Below are 17,103 nucleotides of genomic sequence, written 5' to 3' on the forward strand. Positions count from 1 at the left end.
CCGCTGCAGGACGACGATGTGGTCCTGCTGATGGCCTTCATGGCGTGTTGAGTCGCGCATGACGCCGGCCAGCAGGCCGCGGCCGCGCTGATCGTCGCCCGTCGCGACGCAGCTTCCGCGCCGATCGCTCAGCCCAGCGCCGCCAACGCCGCTCGCAGCGGCCTGGCGAACGCCGCCGGCCGGCAACGCGTCAGCTTCACCGTCGGGGTCTGGTGCCAGCGCGCGCAGTCGTCGATCGCGCGGGCGATATCGGCGGCCAAGGCTTCGTCGCCGTCGAGGCCTTCTTGCAGGTACAGCGCCTTGACCTCAAACACGCCCTGGGCGCGATGCGCCTTCGCGTCCAGGCGTCCGACCAGCCGGCCGCGCACCAGGATCGGCAAGACGAAATAGCCGTAGCGGCGCTTGGGCTCGGGCGTGTAGCACTCCAGGGTGTAATCGAAGTCGAACAATTCGCTGGCGCGTTCGCGATCCCAGACCACGGGGTCGAACGGCGACAGCAGGGTCGAATGGCTGGCGCGCAGGCGGCCGGCGGCGGCCTGGGCCAGCACGGCGGCATGATCGGCATGCACGTAACCGGGCGCGTTCCAGCCTTTGACCGCGACGCGCAGCAACACGCCTTCGTCGACCAAGCCATCGAGGTCGGCATCGCGCAGGCGCGGTTTGGTGCGGTAGTAGTCGGCGATCCATCGCGCTTGGGTGATGCCTAGCGCCTTGACCGACTTGAGCACGGTTTCGCGCCGCACCTGCGCGGCGTCGAGCACATCCGTGTCCCAGCCCGGCACGGCGACACCGGCTACGCGTTCGCTCAGGTCGTAGACGCGATGAAAATTCTCGCGCCGCGCGACCATCAGCTCGCCCAGCGCAAAACCGGTTTCCAGCCAGCGTTTTTCGTCTTTCCAGCCCCACCAGCCGCCGCCGCTGCCGCGCTGTTCGCGTTCGAAGTCGGACGACTTGACCGGACCGAGTTCGCGGATATGCGCCAGCAGACGATCGATCTGCTCGCCGTGGTCCTGACGATGCTGGCGTGCGTTGCGGATCGCCCAGTGGTGCGCGCGCTGCTCCAGCGCGTTGCGATGCAACAGGTAATCGTCCATCGGCGCGAAGCAGGCTTCGTGCGCCCAGATCTCGAAGATCGCGCGCTGCGCCAGCAACTCTTCCAGCCACTGCGCGGGGTAGTCGCCCAATCGCGAGAACAGCACCAGATACGGGCTGCGCGCGACGACATGGATGGTGTCGATCTGCAGCAACTGCATGCGCGCGATCGCGGCCAGCGCATCGGCGCGGCTCGCGCGCTTGCGCGGCCGCGTGAGCAGGCCCTGCGCATGCAGGTGCAGGGCGCGTGCCTGGGTCAGCGAGAGCGGCGAAACGGGCGAGACCGGCGCGATCGCTTGCGATGCCGGTTCGCCCGACGACGCCGCGTCCGCGGTTGCGCGCGCGGCGCCGGCAGCGGCCACGCGCGCCCGGCTCATGCGTCCTGCGAGGCCAGGGTCGCGCTCAACAGCTTGCGCAACAGCGGCTGCAGGCGCGCGGCCTTGGCTTCGTCGTAGGCGAAGGACTCTTCGTCCATGTAGTTGCGCTGGCTCAGCTCCAATTGCACCGCCTGCACGCCGATCTCCGGGTCGCCGTAATGACGGGTGATGTAACCGCCCTTGAAGCGGCCGTTGGCGATCCAGTCGTAATCGCTCTGCGCGGCCAGCAGGCCTTCCAGCGCGGCCTGCAACTCGGGCAGACAGGTCTTGCCGCCGGAGGTGCCGAGGTTGAGGTCAGGCAAGCGGCCTTCGAACAGGAACGGCACTTCGCCGCGGATCGAATGGCCTTCCCACAACACCGCGCGACCGTGTTCGCCGCGGATGCGGTCGAGTTCGGCGACCAGGGTCTGGTGGTACGGGCGCCAATACAGTTCGACGCGCTCGGCGACTTCGGCCTCATCCGGCGACTGGCCGTCGAGGTACACCGCCTCGCCGCTGAACTGCACCGCCGGACACAGGCCGGTGGTGTTCTGGCCCGGGTACAGCGAGGTGTCGTCGGGCGGCCGGTTCAGATCGACCACGTAACGCGAGTAGCGCGGCACCAGGATCGACGCGCCGAGTTCGCGCGCGAAATCGTACAAGCGCGAGACATGCCAGTCGGTATCGGGCGCGCGTCGCGCCGATTCGACCATGCGCGCCTTCAGCGCGTCGGGGATCAACTCGCCGTCGTGCGGTAGGCTGATCAACAGCGGCGCGGTGCCGCGATGCAACTGGAATACGGGCTCGGTCGGGGGCGGGATGGTCATAACGACGACTCAGTCGGCGCCGGACTGCAGATGCCGGCGGAAGAAGTCCATGGTACTGCGATGCACCGCAAGCCAGGTCGCGTAGCGCAGGAAGAAGTGGTCTTCGTCCGGAATCACCAGGGTTTCCACCGGCGCCTTGCGCGCGCGCAAGCGCTCGACCAGATCGATGCTCTGCGAGAACTTGACCGCGCGGTCGTCGTCGCCATGCACGAACAGCACCGGCGAACGCCAGCCGTCGACGAAGGCGACCGGCGAGGATTTGAACGCCAACTCCAATTCATCCGGCCCCAGCCCCCACAGGCCGCTGTTGTCGCCGCCCTTGGCGCTTTCGCGCCAGTCGTGAACGCCGTGGCGGTCGACGCCGGCTGCGAACAGATCGGAATTGCGCGACAGCGCCGATGCGGTCAGGAACCCGCCGTAGGAGCCGCCATAGATGCCGATGCGGCGCGCGTCGACGTCGTCGCGCTTGGCCAGATAGGCCTGCGCGGCGAGCACGTCCTGGTATTCGCTCGCGCCGCGCGGACCTTGTTTGTCGGCCAATCGGAAGCGCTGGCCGTAACCGGTGCCGTCGCGGTAGTTCAAGGCCAACACCACGTAACCGCGACTAGCCAGCCATTGATTGCTGGCGTAGTCATTGTAGTAATAGCTGCTGTAGTGCCAGCCCGGCAGCATCTGCCGGATCGGGCCGCCATGCACGTAGATCAGTGCCGCGCGCTTGCCCTTGAAACTCGCCGGCGGCTCGAACACGGTCGCATGCGAGGTCACGCCGTCGCTGGCGCGCAGGCTCAGTGTCTTGGGCACGACCAGACGATCGATCGGGAACTGCGCGGGCAAGCTCGCCGGGAAAATCCGCTTAGGCTCGCCGCCGCCGCGCGGCATCACCGCGATCGCGGTCGGCCGGCGCGCATCGGCATGACGGAACGCGATCCACTGGTCGCCAAGCAGCACCGGCTCGGTGGAAATTTCGTCTTTTGCGCTGAGCAAAGTCTGCGCCACGCCTTTCGCATCGACACTGAAAAGCTGCCGGTGATCGATCTGCGCGCAGTTGCCACTGAACACGAACGCGCCGTCGTCGTCGGCCAGGGCGACGGTTTCGGCTTCGCATTCGCCGCGACTCAGCGGCGTGGGCTCGCCGCCTTCGGGCGCGATCGCGTACCAATGCAGCCAGCCGCTTTGTTCGGAGGCGAAGATCAGGCGGTTGTCGCGGCTCCACAGCAAGGGCGCGGCGCCGTTGAACTGGGCGTAGCCGCCAGCGTTGTCGCTGGAACGAAAAACTTTCCGCGCAAGCCCGGTGGCGACGTCGGCGGTCCAGATTTCGAATGGATTGGCTTTGGTCAGGTCGAACTGCTCGCCCGGGCGATTGGCGGCGCTGCGCAGGAATGCGACCCGGCGCCCATCGGGCGAGAACACCGGGTTGCTGTCGTTGTAGAAATCCGCGCCGAGCCAACGCACTTCGCGCTTGTCCAGGTCGAGCACGCCGATGAAGCCGTGATCGCCGCGGTTGCTCGCGAACGCGAGCAACTTGCCGTCGGGCGAGAACCCGGCCGCGGCATTGGCGCCGCGGGTCTTGATCAGCGCTTCCTTGCACCACGCCGGCGCGGCCGCGCCCGGCAACGGATAGCAGCCGATGCCACGGCCCTGCACGATCAAGCCATCGCCCTGCGGCGCGAACTGCACCGAGCGCCCGGCGGCGATGCGCTGCGGCTTGGACGAGCCGTCGCTGGCCACCAGCCACACCGCCTGCTCCTGCCCGTCCGGATCGCCGGTGGGATTGCTGTTGTTGCCGGCCGCGTCGGGCCCGCCGCCGCGCACATAGGCCAGCCAGCGACCGTCGCGACTGAGTCGCAACGCGCTGAGCAACTGCCCGTCGTCCTCGTCGAACGCGGTCAACTGGCGCGGAGCGAACTGCGGCGCGCGCGCCGACCATAGATTGCGCACGCCGCGTTCGTTCGACACCCACGCGATCACCGGCGCATTGCCGGCGCCCACGAGTTGTTCGGGTTGCGGCGCGCTGAGCAGGTCGGCGATGTCGAACTCGCCCGGACTGGCCCGCGTTTCGGCGGCGTGCACCAGTCCCGCGCAGGCGAAGGCCAGCGCCAGCGCCGCGTGAACCGCGCCGCGCAAGCGCCATGACCGTGTGTTCCCGCGATCCCTACCCTTCATGCCGCCTGCTCCCGTGGCTTGGTTTGTTCAGCGCATCAGCACCACTTCTTCGGCGCTGGTCGGATGGATGGCGACCGTATCGCGCAGGTCGTCCAGGGTGATGCCGCGCTTGAGCGCGACCGCGAAGCCCTGCAGCATCTCGTCGGCGGCCTCGCCGAGCAGATGGATGCCGACCACGCGGCGTTCCTCGCCGACGCAGATCAGCTTGAACAGGCTGCGCTGCGGCGATTCGGCCAGGGCGTACAGCATCGGCCGAAACCCGGCGCGATAGATGTGCAGATTGTCACCATGTCGTGCCCGCGCCTCGTCTTCGGTGAGGCCGACCTTGCCGATCGGCGGATGCGAGAACACCACGGTCGGAATATCGTTCGGATCGAGCCGACCCTCGCGCTGGCCGTAGACACGATCCATCAACCGGCGCGCGGCGGCGATCGCGACCGGGGTCAGCGGCAGATCGGTGGTGACATCGCCGATCGCATTCACGCCGTCGACGTTGGTCGCGTGCAGGTCGTCGACGATGATGTGGCCGTTCGGATCGAGCATCATGCCGACCCGCTCCAGGCCGATGTTCGCCGTGTTCGGCCGCCGCCCGGTCGCGAACAGCACCTTGTCGAAGGCCTCGCTGAGCGAACCGTCGACGCCGCGCAACCGCACTCGCGCGCCATCGGCTTCCAGCGCGGCGACCGCATGACCGAAATGCAGATGCACGCCGCTCTGGGTGTAATCGTCGGCCAATTGCTTGGTCAGCTCTTCATCGAAGCCTTCCAGAAAACGCTGGCCGCGCGCGAACACCTCGACCCGGCTGCCGAGCGCCTGCAACACCCCGGCCAGTTCGACCGCGATATAGCCCGCGCCGACGATCGCCACGCGTTCGGGCGCGGCGCGCCAGTTGAAGAAATCGTCCGAGGTGTCGCCGAGTTCGGCGCCGGGAATCGACGGCTTGACCGCATGCCCGCCGGTCGCGATCAACAAACGCGCGGCCTGCAGGCGTACGCCGTTCTCGCATTCGATCGTGTTGGCGTCGATCAGGTGCGCGCGCATGGGCTGGACCACGATCCCGGCCGCATCCAGGCGCCGACGGTAACTGTCGTGGATATTGGCGATGTAGCGCTGGCGATGGACGATGAAGGTCGGCCAGTCCAGTTCGCAGGGTTTGTTCGGCGGGCTGTCGACGGCGAAGCCCAGCGACTGCGCCATGCGCAATTTGCCCGCGATGTCGGCGGCCAGCCACATCGCCTTCTTCGGCACGCAGCCGACGTTGACGCAGGTGCCGCCGAGCAGATGCGGTTCGAGCAAGGCCACGCGCGCGCCGTATTCGGCCGCGCGGAACGCGCCGGCCAGGCCGCCGGAGCCGCCGCCGATCACGATCAGGTCGAAGTGGGCGGGGTCTGCCTTGAGTTGTGATTCGTCTGCGTTCAAGCGAAACGCTCCGGTCGATAGGGATGCGGGTCGATCGCGGGCGCGCGCCCGGCGATCAGGTCGGCGATCAGCTGGCCGGTGCCGGCGCTCATGCTCACGCCCATCATGCCGTGGCCGGTCGCCAGCCACAGGCCGTCGCGGCCGGGCACGCGGCCGATCAGCGGCACGTCGTCCAGGCTCATCGGCCGCCAGCCCTGCCAGCGCTCGCGCTCGACCGGGCCGACAGGTTGATGCAGATATTCGGCCGCGCCGCGCTCCAACGCGGCCAGGCGGCGTGGGTTGAGGCTGTCGTCGAAGCCGGAAAATTCCATCGTGCTGCCCAGGCGGAAACCGCTGTCCCACATGGTCACGCAGACCTTGCGTTCGCGCAGCACCACCGGCCGGCGCGGGGTCAGCGCGGGCCGGTCGTAGGTGATCGAATAGCCCTTGCCCGGCTGCATCACCCGCTTGAGCGAGGGCAGACCGATCGCGTCGGACAACTGCGGCGACCACGCGCCCAGCGCGATCACCGCGTCGCGCGCGCGCATCGGCCCGCGGGTGGTGTCCAGTTCGAGCGCGTTGTCGCGGCGCTGCACGCCGCGCAGGCCGCATTGCTCGACGATCTCGCCGCCGCGCTCGCGCACGCTGCGCGCGAGTTCGTCGACGTACTTGTCCGGGCGCAGCACCGCGTCGTGATCGAAGCGGATCGCACCGGCCAGGCCGGGCTTGAACGCCGGGTCCTGCACGTTGTACGCGGCGCCGTCGATCAGCTCGATGCCCACGCCGAATTCGCGCAGCAGATCGAGCTCGTGCTGGCCGGCGGCGAACGCGGCGGCATCGCGGAAGACGTAATCCACGCCGGAGCTGTCGAATTCGCAGACCAGGCCATACCGCGTCACCCAGTCCTCCAGGCGCGCGCGCGAGTCGTTCAACAACGCCGCCTTGGCCTGTGCGCTGGCCCGCCAGTCGCGCGGATTGCAACGCGCGGCGAAGCCCAGCAGCCAGCGCCACAGCTGCGGATCGAGCTTGGGATGCACGTACAGCGGCGCGTCGGGGGTCAGCATCCAGCGCAGCGCCTGCGCGATCACCCCGGGCGCGGCCAGCGGCGTGGCGTGGCTCGGGGTGATGGTCCCGCAGTTGCCGTGCGAGCTGCCGGCGCCGACCGCGCGCGCATCGATCACCCGCACCGCGCGACCGTTGTCGAGCAGCGCCAGCGCGCAGGTCAGCCCGATCACGCCCGCGCCGACCACGATCACGTCCTCGCGGCGGCCCGCGACGGCGGCCGCCGAATCCTCACCCACCTGCACTGCGCCCATTGTGCTCCGTCGCCTGGTTCGAACCGATCCGCGCGCGGCGGCGCGGCACTGCCATGGGCCGTTTCGTGCGGCACCGCCGACATAGTAACGAGCATGCGCGGATGTGATCGCGATGTGGATCGGATACAGGGTTTCGGCGACGTGGGGTTGCACTGAGACAGAGTGCGCCGGCGAGGCTCCCGCCCGGTGTTGCGACGCGATCCCGCCCGGATCGGCGGCGGAGCGAAACCGGTCCGCCGATCCAGATCGCGGCCAGGCGGCCAGGCGGCCAGGCGACGATCGCGCGAGGCCCGCAGGCACCGGCCCGGCAATCCGATGCCGCAATCGGCACAGCCATCAGGGCATCGACGCCTCGCGCGCGAACGGTGGCGGCTCCCGCGCCGCGGTCAATGAGTCCTGAGACTGTCTCAAACCCAAGGACTTTGCGACCTCACTCACATTTTCCATTTTTGAAAATGGATCTCTCACACCATAGCAGTGGCGCAGGTTGATCCCGACGCCCCGCTACGACCGCCCGACGCCATCGAGGCAGACGAGCCGGTCACACCGGCATCTCAACGCCGCCCCCAGGCCGGCCGCGGGAATGCCGTCTTTCCGCGATGTTCCCGCGAATCGCTTCCATGGCAATTGAAGACCGCATTACTCCGCACTACCGCGATCGCCGCACTCGCGGGCTTGGCTGTGTGCGTTACCCATTCGGACTCCGCCCCCTTCCCCGCCCTGGCCGCCGCGCAGGTTCGCTCGCCGCGCCGGCCGCCTCGGCCCACGCCCGCGCCGCCGCCATGCAGAACACCGCCGCACTGGATGCCTTGCACGCACAGCGATGTCCACGCATCACAAACGCGCCACCCCACGCAATCGGATTCTCGTCACAACACCGACAGACACATCCATCTCACCTTGCCGGCACCGCTTGTGTTGATGCTCGATCGCGACGCCGCCCGACGCAGGAAAATAGCGAATTGCGCGGGCGAAACAGCAATCTCCGGTTCTGTGATAAGCCCCGCATTAACATCCTGTTATCGCCCGCGCACGGACGGCGCGCGGCCTGGACGACGGCCTAAGGTTGTGTCGACACATCGCGCGCGCTCCACCATGAAGAGCGCATTGCGATTCGTCCGCTGCGTGCGCACCGAGCGCGATCCGTCGCCTCTGCATTTGCTCCGCGGTGTCCGTCATCACTCATTGCTCGCTCTTTCTTGAAGGGGATCACACATGCAGTTGAAGACCGCTCTGTTGAGCACCGCCGTCGTCGCCGCTCTGGTCGGCGTGGCGTTCCACTCCGCTCGTTCCGACGTACCGGCCGGCCACATCGCGACCGCGCAGCCCGCCGCCGGCACCGCGACCGCGACCGCGCGCGTCGCGCCCGACGCGACCACCGCCAGCCGGTCGAACCCGCATCCGCATCTGGCCGAGCTCGGCGACACCGGCGCGCGCGCCGGCAGCGAACTGGCTTTCGCCAGCACCTCGCCCGCGCAGGCCGAGACCACTTCGGCGGCCGACCGCGCCCGCCGCCTGCTGCGCGATGCCGCCGCCAAGGAAGTGAATCTGGTCGCGGCGGACGGCTTCGTCGCGCGCGACGTGATGATCGATCGCGACGGCACCGAGCACGTGCGCATGGAGCGCACCTACGAGGGCCTGCCGGTAATCGGCGGCGACATGGTCGTTCATTCCAACAACGGCCAATTGAAGTCGATCACCCAGGGCGACAACATGCGCACCACGCTGCGTCCGCAGCTCAAGCCCGGCATCACCGCCGAGCAGGCGCGGATCGAAGCCGGCAGCGCGTTCGAAGGCACGGTCGCCTCGATCGACGACAAGGGACTGGTGGTGTTCGCCAAGGGCACCGAGCCGACCCTGGCTTATCAAGTCGACCTCAAGGGCGAGCGCCACAACGACCAGACCCCGGGCGATCTGTCCTATTTCGTCGATGCCAACACCGGCAAGGTGCTGCACGCCGACGACCACGTCCACACCGCCGCCGCCAACGGCACCGGCAGGACGCTGACATTGGGCAACGTCGGCATAGTCACCAATTCGGTCAGCGGCGGCTTCCAGCTCACCGATCCCAGCCGCGGCAACGGCCAGACCCTGGACGCGAACGGCGCCTCCAACAGCTTCAGCGCCACCGCCTTCAGCGACAGCGACAACGTCTGGGGCAACAACACCAACAGCGATCGCGCGACCGCCGCGACCGATGCGCATTACGGCGTCGCCGCGACCTGGGACTACTACAAGGGCGCACACGGCCGCAACGGCGTCTTCAACGACGGCAAGGGCGTCAAGAGCTATGTCCATGTGGGCAGGAACTACGTCAACGCCTACTGGAGCGGCGGCTCCATGTACTACGGCGATGGCGACGGCGTGACCTATCGTCCGCTGGTCGCGCTGGACGTCGCCGGCCATGAAATGACCCATGGCGTAACCGGAGCGACCGCGCGTCTGGGCTACTACGGCGTCAAGGATACCGGCGGCCTCAACGAAGCCACCTCCGACATCTTCGGCAGCCTGGTCGAGTTCGCTGTCGCCAACGCCAACGATCCGGGCGACTACCTGATCGGCGAGGAGATCTTCATCAGCAATCCCGGCGACACCCGGGCGCTGCGCCTGATGTTCAAGCAGGACGCCGACGGCAAGTCGATTGCCTGCTATCCCATCGGCGGGTTCACCGCGTCGCTGACCAACCGCGGCGGCAAGTACGATCCGCACAACACCTCCGGCGTCGGCAACCGCGCGTTCTTCCTGTTCGCCGAAGGCGTCACCCCACAGACCGGCTTCAACTACACCAAGGCGCAGCTGGTCTGCAACAACGACACCACCATCGTCGGCATCGGCCGGGCCAAGGCCGGCGCGATCTGGTATCGCGCGCTGACCCGTTACTTCGTTTCCAGCACCACCTATCCGCAGGCGCGTGCCGGCACGCTGCAGGCGGCGGCGGATCTGTACGGCAACGGCTCCACCGAGTACCAGACCGTGGCCCGCGCCTGGTCGGCGGCCGGCGTCAACTGATCCATCGTCGCGCGACACGAAAACGGCCCGCATTGCGGGCCGTTTTTTTCGCTCCGTCCGCGCGCAATCACCCGCGCCGCGCGAGCGCGCATCAAGCCCGGTCGCGCATCCGCAACGGCGGCCAACGGCCGTACGCAAACGCGCGCCACAGCCATTCCACCGGTCCGAAACGGAACCGCCGCAACCACCACGCGCTCGCCGCGAGCTGCGCCGCGAACAAGACCAGCGCCGCCACGATCAGCGTGGTGTACGACCAGCGTCCCCATTGATTCAGACCGTGGTGGTACAACACCCAGGTCGCGATCAACGACTGGCCCAGGTAATTGCTAAGCGCCATCCGCCCGGCCGGCGCGAATGCGCGCGGCCAGCGCGCGCCGCCGTGCAACAGCAGCACCACCGTCGCGATCAGCGCCAGCGCCACCGGCAGGCCGGCGAGCATGTGCAGAGTCTGGGCGAGGATCGACGAAGCGCTGAACACCGCCAGCGACGGCGCGCTGTCGATCGCCACGCTGATCGCGGTCAGCACGATGCCGGTCGGCAGGCCGTGCACGATCAGCGCGCGCAGGACCCAGCGATAACGCGCCGGATCGGCGATCACCCCGCCGCGCACCAGTGACGCGCCGATCAGAAACAGACCCAGCGACAGCGGCAGCATCATGCTCCAGCCGGCGATCGTGGTCTCGAAAAAGAACTGCAGGCGCTGCGCGGTGACCGCGGCGTAATCGCCATGCGCGTACGCGGCCACCTCGACCGCGCGCAACGCCTGGGCCCGGGCCAGATCGGCCGCGTCGCCCGCGGCCACGCCCGGCAGGGTCAGCGCCGCGGCGATGATCAGCATGTAGCCGATCGTGCCCAGGTACAGGATCAGGCCCAGCTTCAGCCAGAAATCCAGCGACAACGAACGCAGCGCCAGCAACGCGAACGCGCTCAAGGCATAGGTGACCAGGATGTCGCCGCCCCAGATCAGCCAGGCGTGAATCAGGCCGAGCGCCAACAGGCCGAAACTGCGACGCAGATAGACCGCGCCGAAACCGCGTCCGGCGTTGCGCGCGCGTTCGAGCATGACCGCGAAGCCCATGCCGAACAGCAGCGCGAACAGGGTCCAGAACTTGTCGCGCACCACCAGATAAACGAACGCCGACAACACGCGATCCGAACCGCGCAAGGCCGGATCGATGCCTTCGCGCAATTCGTTCAACGGCCCGGCGAAGCCCGACACATTGCTCAGCAGGATGCCGAGCAGCGCGATCCCGCGCAGCGCGTCGAGCGCCTGCAGGCGGTCGCGTTCGGCGATGGGCGCGAGTTCGGTCGGGACGGGACGCATCGGTTCGCGCGGCTTCTCGGCTAAACGGGGATCGGCATCAGTCTGCGCGGTGACCGCAAAAACCATGCGCTGTGAAACGACAGCTTCTGCATAACAGGCGGCTATTGGGGGCGGAACTTCAGTCCCGGCGCCTTGTTTTCGGATCGCGCCAGCGATCAGGAAATCCCGGCCTGGCGTGCGCGGATCGAAGAGATCGAGGCTGAAACCCGTCTCCAGAAGATACCGCGCGGCGGTCGCGCTCCGTCTCCGACGCGCCATCGCGACCGCGAAAAAACGAACGGCCCGCTCGCGCGGGCCGTCCGGTCTGGGCAAGGTCAACGACCGCCGCGCAGGGATCAGTGAGCGTGACCGCCGTCGCCGTGGACATGGCCGTGCTCGATCTCTTCCTTGGCCGCCTCGCGCACTTCGACGATCTCGACCGCGAAATGCAGGTCCTTGCCGGCCATCGGGTGGTTGAGGTCGACGTCGACCACGCTCATGCCGATCTTCTGGATGGTCACCGCGCGCGGGCCGAAATTGGTCTGCAGCACCGCCTGCATGCCGACTTCCAGCTTGGTGTCCTTGAAATACTTCTTCGGCACGCGCTGGGTCAGGCCGTCCTGGCGCACGCCGTAGGCGTCGGCCGCGACCACGTCGACTTCGAACTTGTCGCCGGCCTCGTGGCCTTCCATCGCCTTTTCCAGGCCCGGGATGATGTTGTTGTGGCCGATCAGGATCGCCAGCGGATCGCGGCCTTCCGAGCTCTCGAGCGGCTCGCTGCCCTGCTCGGAAACGGTGTAGTGGAATTGAACGACGCGATCTTTCTCGATTTTCATGGCAAATCCGGCTGGGAAGACCGCCACGCGGCGATCAGGAAAGGAACGGCGGTGCCGCAATGAGCGGGCCGCCACAAAAGGTGACATCGATTGTCTTGTCGCCGCTGCCGTTAGCCGCCAAGCTATCGGCCGTGACGAAGGCCGCGCATTATCCCGGCAACACCGCTCCCGCGCCAGCACGCGGGCCACTGCCGTGGCCGGCGCTGGCCGTGGGGCTGAGCCTGTGCCTGCTGCTCGCGGCCTGCGGCGGCGGCAAGCAGGTCGTCCGCCGCGGCCCGGTCCCGCAGCCGCCCGCGCGGGTCTGGCCGCACGTCGAACCGGAAAACCCCGGCGCCTCCAACGCGGTGCTGATGCGGGCGATCAGCCTGGTCGGCACGCCGTACCGTTACGGCGGCAACACCCCCGACAGCGGCTTCGACTGCAGCGGCCTGGTCAACTACGTCTACCGCGACATGCTGGCGCTCAACCTGCCGCGCACCTCGCGCGACCTGGCCGGCTACCAGGGGCCGAAGATCGAGCCGACCCGGCTCGCCTCGGGCGATCTGGTGTTCTTCGGCAGCTCGGGCAACGTCAGCCATGTCGGCATCTATGTCGGCGAAGGCCGCTTCGTCCACGCCCCCAGCAGCGGCGGCACGGTCCGCCTGGACCGGCTGGACGGCCCCTACTGGCGCGACCACTACAGCGGCGCCAAGCGGGTTCTCAGGAAGAACTGAGATCACTTCCTGAATGCGGGAAGGTTCCCAGACTCGTCAGAAATGTGAGCAAAATCACATACCTGTTAACGAGCCTCTAACGAAATTTGAACCAACCTCTCGCGCTTCACGGGCATGATCCCCTACCGGTGACGACTTCGTGATGACTAAGTGACGACCCAAACCACTCGCCACAACCGCAAGGCTGCCACCCCCCAAGCACCGCGCGCTACCGCCCAAGGCCTCTCGGCCCGGGCCACCCAACGACTTCTGCTGACCGCCTCGCTGGCGGTTTGCGCCCTGCCCGCCTTCGCCCAGCAGTCTTCCGCGCTGGCCGCGACCGCCGGCGCCCTCCCTTCGGCGACCTCGCTGCGCAACGATTCGGCCGACGCGCCGCAACCGTCGGCCAGCAACATGCTGCCGGAAGCGATGACCCTGTCCGACCGCGCCCTGCTGCTGGCGACCGACCTGAACCGCCTGCTGGGCCAGGGCCAGGACGTGGCTCTGAGCAAGACCGACATGCCGGTGGCCGAACAAGGCCGCATCAAGGGCATGCTGCAGCGCGCGCTGGCCCTGCTGGGCACGCCGTACCGCTGGGGCGGCACCTCGCCGGACCAGGGTTTCGATTGCAGCGGCCTGGTCGGCTACGTGTTCCGCAACGCCCTGGGCATCGAACTGCCGCGCGTGTCGCGCGAGATGGCCAAGACCGGCGAAGTGATCGCCCGCGATTCGATGAGCGAAGGCGACCTGGTGTTCTTCGGCCGTCGCGGCCGGGTCGACCACGTCGGCATCTACCTCGGCGAAGGCCGCTTCGTGCATGCCCCGCGCACCGGCAAGGACGTGACCGTGTCCAGCCTGGACAGCGGCTACTGGAGCGGCAAGTTCATGGAAGCGCGTCGGGTCGACGGGATCTGAGTTCGCGCTTCAAGATTCAAACGCAACAGGCCGCCTTCGGGCGGCCTGTTGCGTTGTGGGGGATGAGTTTTGCGCTTTGGCTTGCCGCGTCGACGGTGGCGTGTCTGGAAGGAGACTGCGTTTGCCGAGACGCAGCTCGCTCCTCATGGATTACGAAGCCGGCCGTTTTTCGCACGAAGCCGCGGCTGAAATCAGCGCCCACTTTGGAAAAGGGGGCGAGCGCCCGGCTTGGTTCGATCCTGGGTGGCGGTCGGTGCGCGGGGGATTCGCTTTCAGGCGGCCGGCGGTGGGTTGAAGCAAGAGCAAGAGCAAAAGCGAATCCCCCCTGCCCACCTTTTGCAAAGGGGGGAAATGCAAAAGCGAGGGCGAGAGCAAACGTGGGGCGCGCGGGAAGGTGCGACTTGCCACGGGCGTCTAAGTAACGTGCGGCTGAGTGACGAACGTCTGGAATGAGATGCGCCTGAGCCAAGCAAACTTCAATCTGCGGGACTCACTTCCCCGCATCGCCCTCATGCACATACCGCTCCACCGTCGCCTCGATGCCCTTGCTCAGTTCCATCACCTTGAGCGCGTATTCGGCCAGGCGCTTGTCGTCCTCGGTTTCCGGCGTCCACGGCGGCACCGCGGTCGGTTTGCCTTCGACCTGGTCCATCGCCACGAACACGATCACGCAGTGCGTGCACAGCCGCTCCTCAGGCTCGCCGTCGTCCAGGCCCGGGTCGCGCGCTTTCACGTCGACGGCGAAATGCATGCTGCTGTTGCCGGTCAGGATCAGCTTGGTGTGCACGGTGACCAGATCGCTGATCCGGATCGGGGCGACGAAGCGGATGCCGCCGACCGCGACGGTCACGCTGTATTTGCCGCTCCAGCCGACCGCGGCGGCGTAGCCGGCCTGATCGATCCATTTCATCACCATGCCGCCGTGGACCTTGCCGCCGTAGTTCACATCGGTGGGCTGGGCGAGGAAGCGCAGGTTCAATTCGCGTTGCTGGCCTTTCATGCGCTGGCTCCGATAGGCGTGTACACCTTGAGATGCCGCACCACCGCCGCGCCGACCCGATGCACCGCTTCGCGCGCGCGTTCGTCGTCGAGTTGGCCGTAGTCGTGCAGCTTTTCGGCGGCCTGGCCGACCGCGACCTGCTGCGGCACCACGATCAGGCCGAGCTTGGCCAACGCATCGCGCAACACCAGCAGCGAACGCAACCCGCCCAGCGGCCCGGGCGAGGCCGAGACGATGCCGGCCACTTTGTCGGCGAACAGCGTGGTGCCGGACCGGCCGCCGGGCATCGGCCGCGAGATCCAGTCGAGGGTGTTCTTGACCAGCGCCGGCATCGAACCGTTGTACTCGGGCGTGCTGATCAGCAGGCCGTCGTGTTCGCCGAGCAAGGCCTGCAGGCGCAGCGCATTCTCGGGCAGGCCTTCGGCTTCGATATCGCCGTCGTAGATCGGCAGCGGGTAATCGCGCAGCTCGATCAGGGTCACCTGCGCGCCGGCGGCGCGCGCGCCCTCGGCCAGCACCGGGATCAGGCGGCGGTTGTAGGACCCCGCGCGCAGGCTGCCGGCGAAGGCGAGCAGACGCGGGGACGGGTCGATCGGGCTGGCGGACATGCGGTGCTCCGTGGCGAATCGGCCGATTATGCGCGAGCCGCCGGGAAGCCGGGTGAGCGCCCGCGCCAAAGCAAACGCCCCGGCCGAGGCCGGGGCGTTGTCGTTTCCAGCAATGCGGCGATCAGCAACGGCCGCGCGCAAGCTCAAGCCGCGCTCACTTCTCCAGCTTGAACTCGCCGTACTCCTTGAGCTGGCTCTGCACGGCCTTGTAGTCGCCGACCACGATGATCGACTGGTCCTTGGTCGCGTAATACTTCTTCGCCGCCGCCTGGACCTGCTCGGCGCCGACCGCGCGCACCTTCGGCACGTACTCGCCGAGGAACTGCGGCGGCAGGCCGTACAGCCAGTTGCTCGCCAGCGACGCCGCCACCGATGCCTGCATCTGGTTGCCGATCAGATAACCGCCGGCCACATAGCGCTTGGTGTCTTCCAGCTCCTGCGCCGGCACCGGGTAATCGTTGAGCTTGCCGAATTCGTAGATGAATTCGCCGATCGCCGCGCCGGTGACTTCGTTGCGCACGTCGGCCGAGGCCTGGACGATGCCGCCGGCGCGCAAGGCGTTGAGCCCGCCGCGCGCACCGTAGGTGTAGCCCTTGTCCTCGCGCAGGTTCTGCATCAGACGGCTGCTGAAACCGCCGCCGAGGACGATGCCGGCGAGCTGCGCCGGAATGTAGTCGGCATCGGTGGCGGCGATCGCCGGACGGCCCAATCGCACCGCCGACTGCACGCTGCCGTCGCGCTGCACGAACAGGCGTTGCGGCTTGGCCTCGCGCCGCGCCGGCGCGGTGTCGGCGATCGGCTCGCCGCTGCCCTTCCAGCCACCGAACGCGGCTTCGGCGTACTTGAAGCCCTCGTCGGCGCTGATCCGGCCGGTGACGATCAACAACGCGCGCTCGGGACGGAACCGGCGCGCGTGTTCGGCGCGAACCTTGTCGGCGCTGACCGCGTTGATCGCGGCCTCGGTCGGCTGAGTGTGGCCGTAGGGATGATCGCCGTAGGTCGCCGCGAGCAAGGCGCGGGTGGCCTTGAACCCCGGCTGCGCCTGCGAGACCTTCAATTCCTGCAGCGCATTGGCCTGGGCGAGCTTGACCTCGGCATCGGGAAAACTCGCCTGCTGGGCGACTTCGGCCAGCAGCCGCAGCATCGCTTCGGACTGGGTCGGCAGCGCGTAGCCGCTGAGGATCACACCATCGTTGAGCGCATTGGCGGCGAGCGTGCCGCCGTAGCCCTGCGCGGCCTCGGCGATCGCCTTGGCGTCGCGCTTGGGCGTGCCCTGGGTCAGCAATTGCGCATACAGCGAGGCGAACCCCGAGGCGTCGGCCGCATCGGCGGCGAAGCCGGCATTGCGCACCGCCAGCACGTAGTCGACCCGCGGCAGGCCCTTGCGCGGCACGACCCACACTTCCAAACCGTTGGCGAGGGTCTTCTGCGCGATCTGCGGCACCGGCAACGCCTTGTCGGCGGCCAGCGGCGGCAGTTGCGAAGGCAGTTTGGCGGCCGGGCCGGCAAACGCGACGCCGCCGATCGCGACCAGGGCCAGCGAGGTCGCCACGGCGAGCAGATTCTTATGCATGTTCATCTCGTCTCC

General features: G+C 67.9%; 13 protein-coding genes. 3 read left to right on the forward strand and 10 right to left on the reverse strand.

Annotated features, from left to right (window positions below):
• Window positions 1-128: 128 nt before the first annotated feature.
• The 5 genes from AC3A4T_RS02470 to AC3A4T_RS02490 all read right to left on the reverse strand — a co-directional run bounded on the left by AC3A4T_RS02470 (window position 129) and on the right by AC3A4T_RS02490 (window position 7,143).
• Window positions 129-1,469, reverse strand: a complete 1,341-nt coding sequence (locus AC3A4T_RS02470) for a winged helix-turn-helix domain-containing protein (protein WP_487673919.1) — start codon at window positions 1,467-1,469, stop codon at window positions 129-131.
• Window positions 1,466-2,275 carry an N-formylglutamate deformylase gene (gene hutG / locus AC3A4T_RS02475; RefSeq protein WP_487673920.1) on the reverse strand — a complete coding sequence of 270 codons (810 nt, stop codon included), beginning with the start codon at window positions 2,273-2,275 and terminating at the stop codon, window positions 1,466-1,468. Before hutG ends, AC3A4T_RS02470 begins: the two co-directional genes overlap by 4 nt.
• A gap of 9 nt (window positions 2,276-2,284) precedes the next feature.
• Window positions 2,285-4,399 carry a S9 family peptidase gene (locus AC3A4T_RS02480; RefSeq protein WP_487673921.1) on the reverse strand — a complete coding sequence of 705 codons (2,115 nt, stop codon included), beginning with the start codon at window positions 4,397-4,399 and terminating at the stop codon, window positions 2,285-2,287.
• 66 nt (window positions 4,400-4,465) lie between these two features.
• Window positions 4,466-5,857 carry a glutathione-disulfide reductase gene (gene gorA / locus AC3A4T_RS02485; RefSeq protein WP_487673922.1) on the reverse strand — a complete coding sequence of 464 codons (1,392 nt, stop codon included), beginning with the start codon at window positions 5,855-5,857 and terminating at the stop codon, window positions 4,466-4,468.
• Window positions 5,854-7,143, reverse strand: coding sequence for an NAD(P)/FAD-dependent oxidoreductase (locus AC3A4T_RS02490; protein WP_487674036.1), 1,290 nt, complete (start codon window positions 7,141-7,143; stop codon window positions 5,854-5,856). Before AC3A4T_RS02490 ends, gorA begins: the two co-directional genes overlap by 4 nt.
• A 1,224-nt stretch (window positions 7,144-8,367) precedes the next feature.
• On the opposite strand from AC3A4T_RS02490, the gene AC3A4T_RS02495 reads away from it, so the two are divergent.
• Window positions 8,368-10,161, forward strand: a complete 1,794-nt coding sequence (locus AC3A4T_RS02495) for a M4 family metallopeptidase (RefSeq protein ID WP_487673923.1) — start codon at window positions 8,368-8,370, stop codon at window positions 10,159-10,161.
• A gap of 91 nt (window positions 10,162-10,252) precedes the next feature.
• On the opposite strand, the gene AC3A4T_RS02500 is transcribed toward AC3A4T_RS02495, so the two are convergent.
• Together AC3A4T_RS02500 and AC3A4T_RS02505 are read right to left on the reverse strand one after the other, a co-directional pair.
• The gene (locus AC3A4T_RS02500; protein WP_487673924.1) at window positions 10,253-11,485 is read right to left on the reverse strand and encodes a DUF418 domain-containing protein; all 1,233 of its coding nucleotides are present in this window, start codon (window positions 11,483-11,485) and stop codon (window positions 10,253-10,255) included.
• A gap of 335 nt (window positions 11,486-11,820) precedes the next feature.
• Window positions 11,821-12,300 (reverse strand): FKBP-type peptidyl-prolyl cis-trans isomerase, encoded by a 480-nt coding sequence (locus tag AC3A4T_RS02505; RefSeq protein ID WP_036114005.1) that lies wholly within the window; start codon window positions 12,298-12,300, stop codon window positions 11,821-11,823.
• 59 nt (window positions 12,301-12,359) lie between these two features.
• Here AC3A4T_RS02505 and AC3A4T_RS02510 point away from each other — a divergent pair, with 59 nt between their 5' ends.
• Both AC3A4T_RS02510 and AC3A4T_RS02515 read left to right on the forward strand, forming a co-directional pair.
• Complete coding sequence (locus AC3A4T_RS02510; protein WP_487673925.1) at window positions 12,360-13,013, forward strand: C40 family peptidase; 654 nt, start codon at window positions 12,360-12,362, stop codon at window positions 13,011-13,013.
• 150 nt (window positions 13,014-13,163) lie between these two features.
• Window positions 13,164-13,907, forward strand: a complete 744-nt coding sequence (locus AC3A4T_RS02515; protein ID WP_487673926.1) for a C40 family peptidase — start codon at window positions 13,164-13,166, stop codon at window positions 13,905-13,907.
• Window positions 13,908-14,397: 490 nt separating this feature from the next.
• Here the strand turns inward: AC3A4T_RS02515 and AC3A4T_RS02520 are convergent, their stop codons facing one another.
• The 3 genes from AC3A4T_RS02520 to AC3A4T_RS02530 form a co-directional block, all read right to left on the reverse strand.
• Window positions 14,398-14,907, reverse strand: a complete 510-nt coding sequence (locus tag AC3A4T_RS02520; protein ID WP_487673927.1) for an acyl-CoA thioesterase — start codon at window positions 14,905-14,907, stop codon at window positions 14,398-14,400.
• On the reverse strand, window positions 14,904-15,515 hold the full coding sequence (locus AC3A4T_RS02525; protein WP_487673928.1) for an NADPH-dependent FMN reductase: 612 nt from the start codon (window positions 15,513-15,515) through the stop codon (window positions 14,904-14,906). Before AC3A4T_RS02525 ends, AC3A4T_RS02520 begins: the two co-directional genes overlap by 4 nt.
• 154 nt (window positions 15,516-15,669) lie before the next feature.
• Window positions 15,670-17,094, reverse strand: coding sequence for a M16 family metallopeptidase (locus AC3A4T_RS02530; RefSeq protein WP_487673929.1), 1,425 nt, complete (start codon window positions 17,092-17,094; stop codon window positions 15,670-15,672).
• Window positions 17,095-17,103: the final 9 nt, after the last annotated feature.

The organism is Lysobacter sp. Soil_N_51, assembly GCF_057655755.1.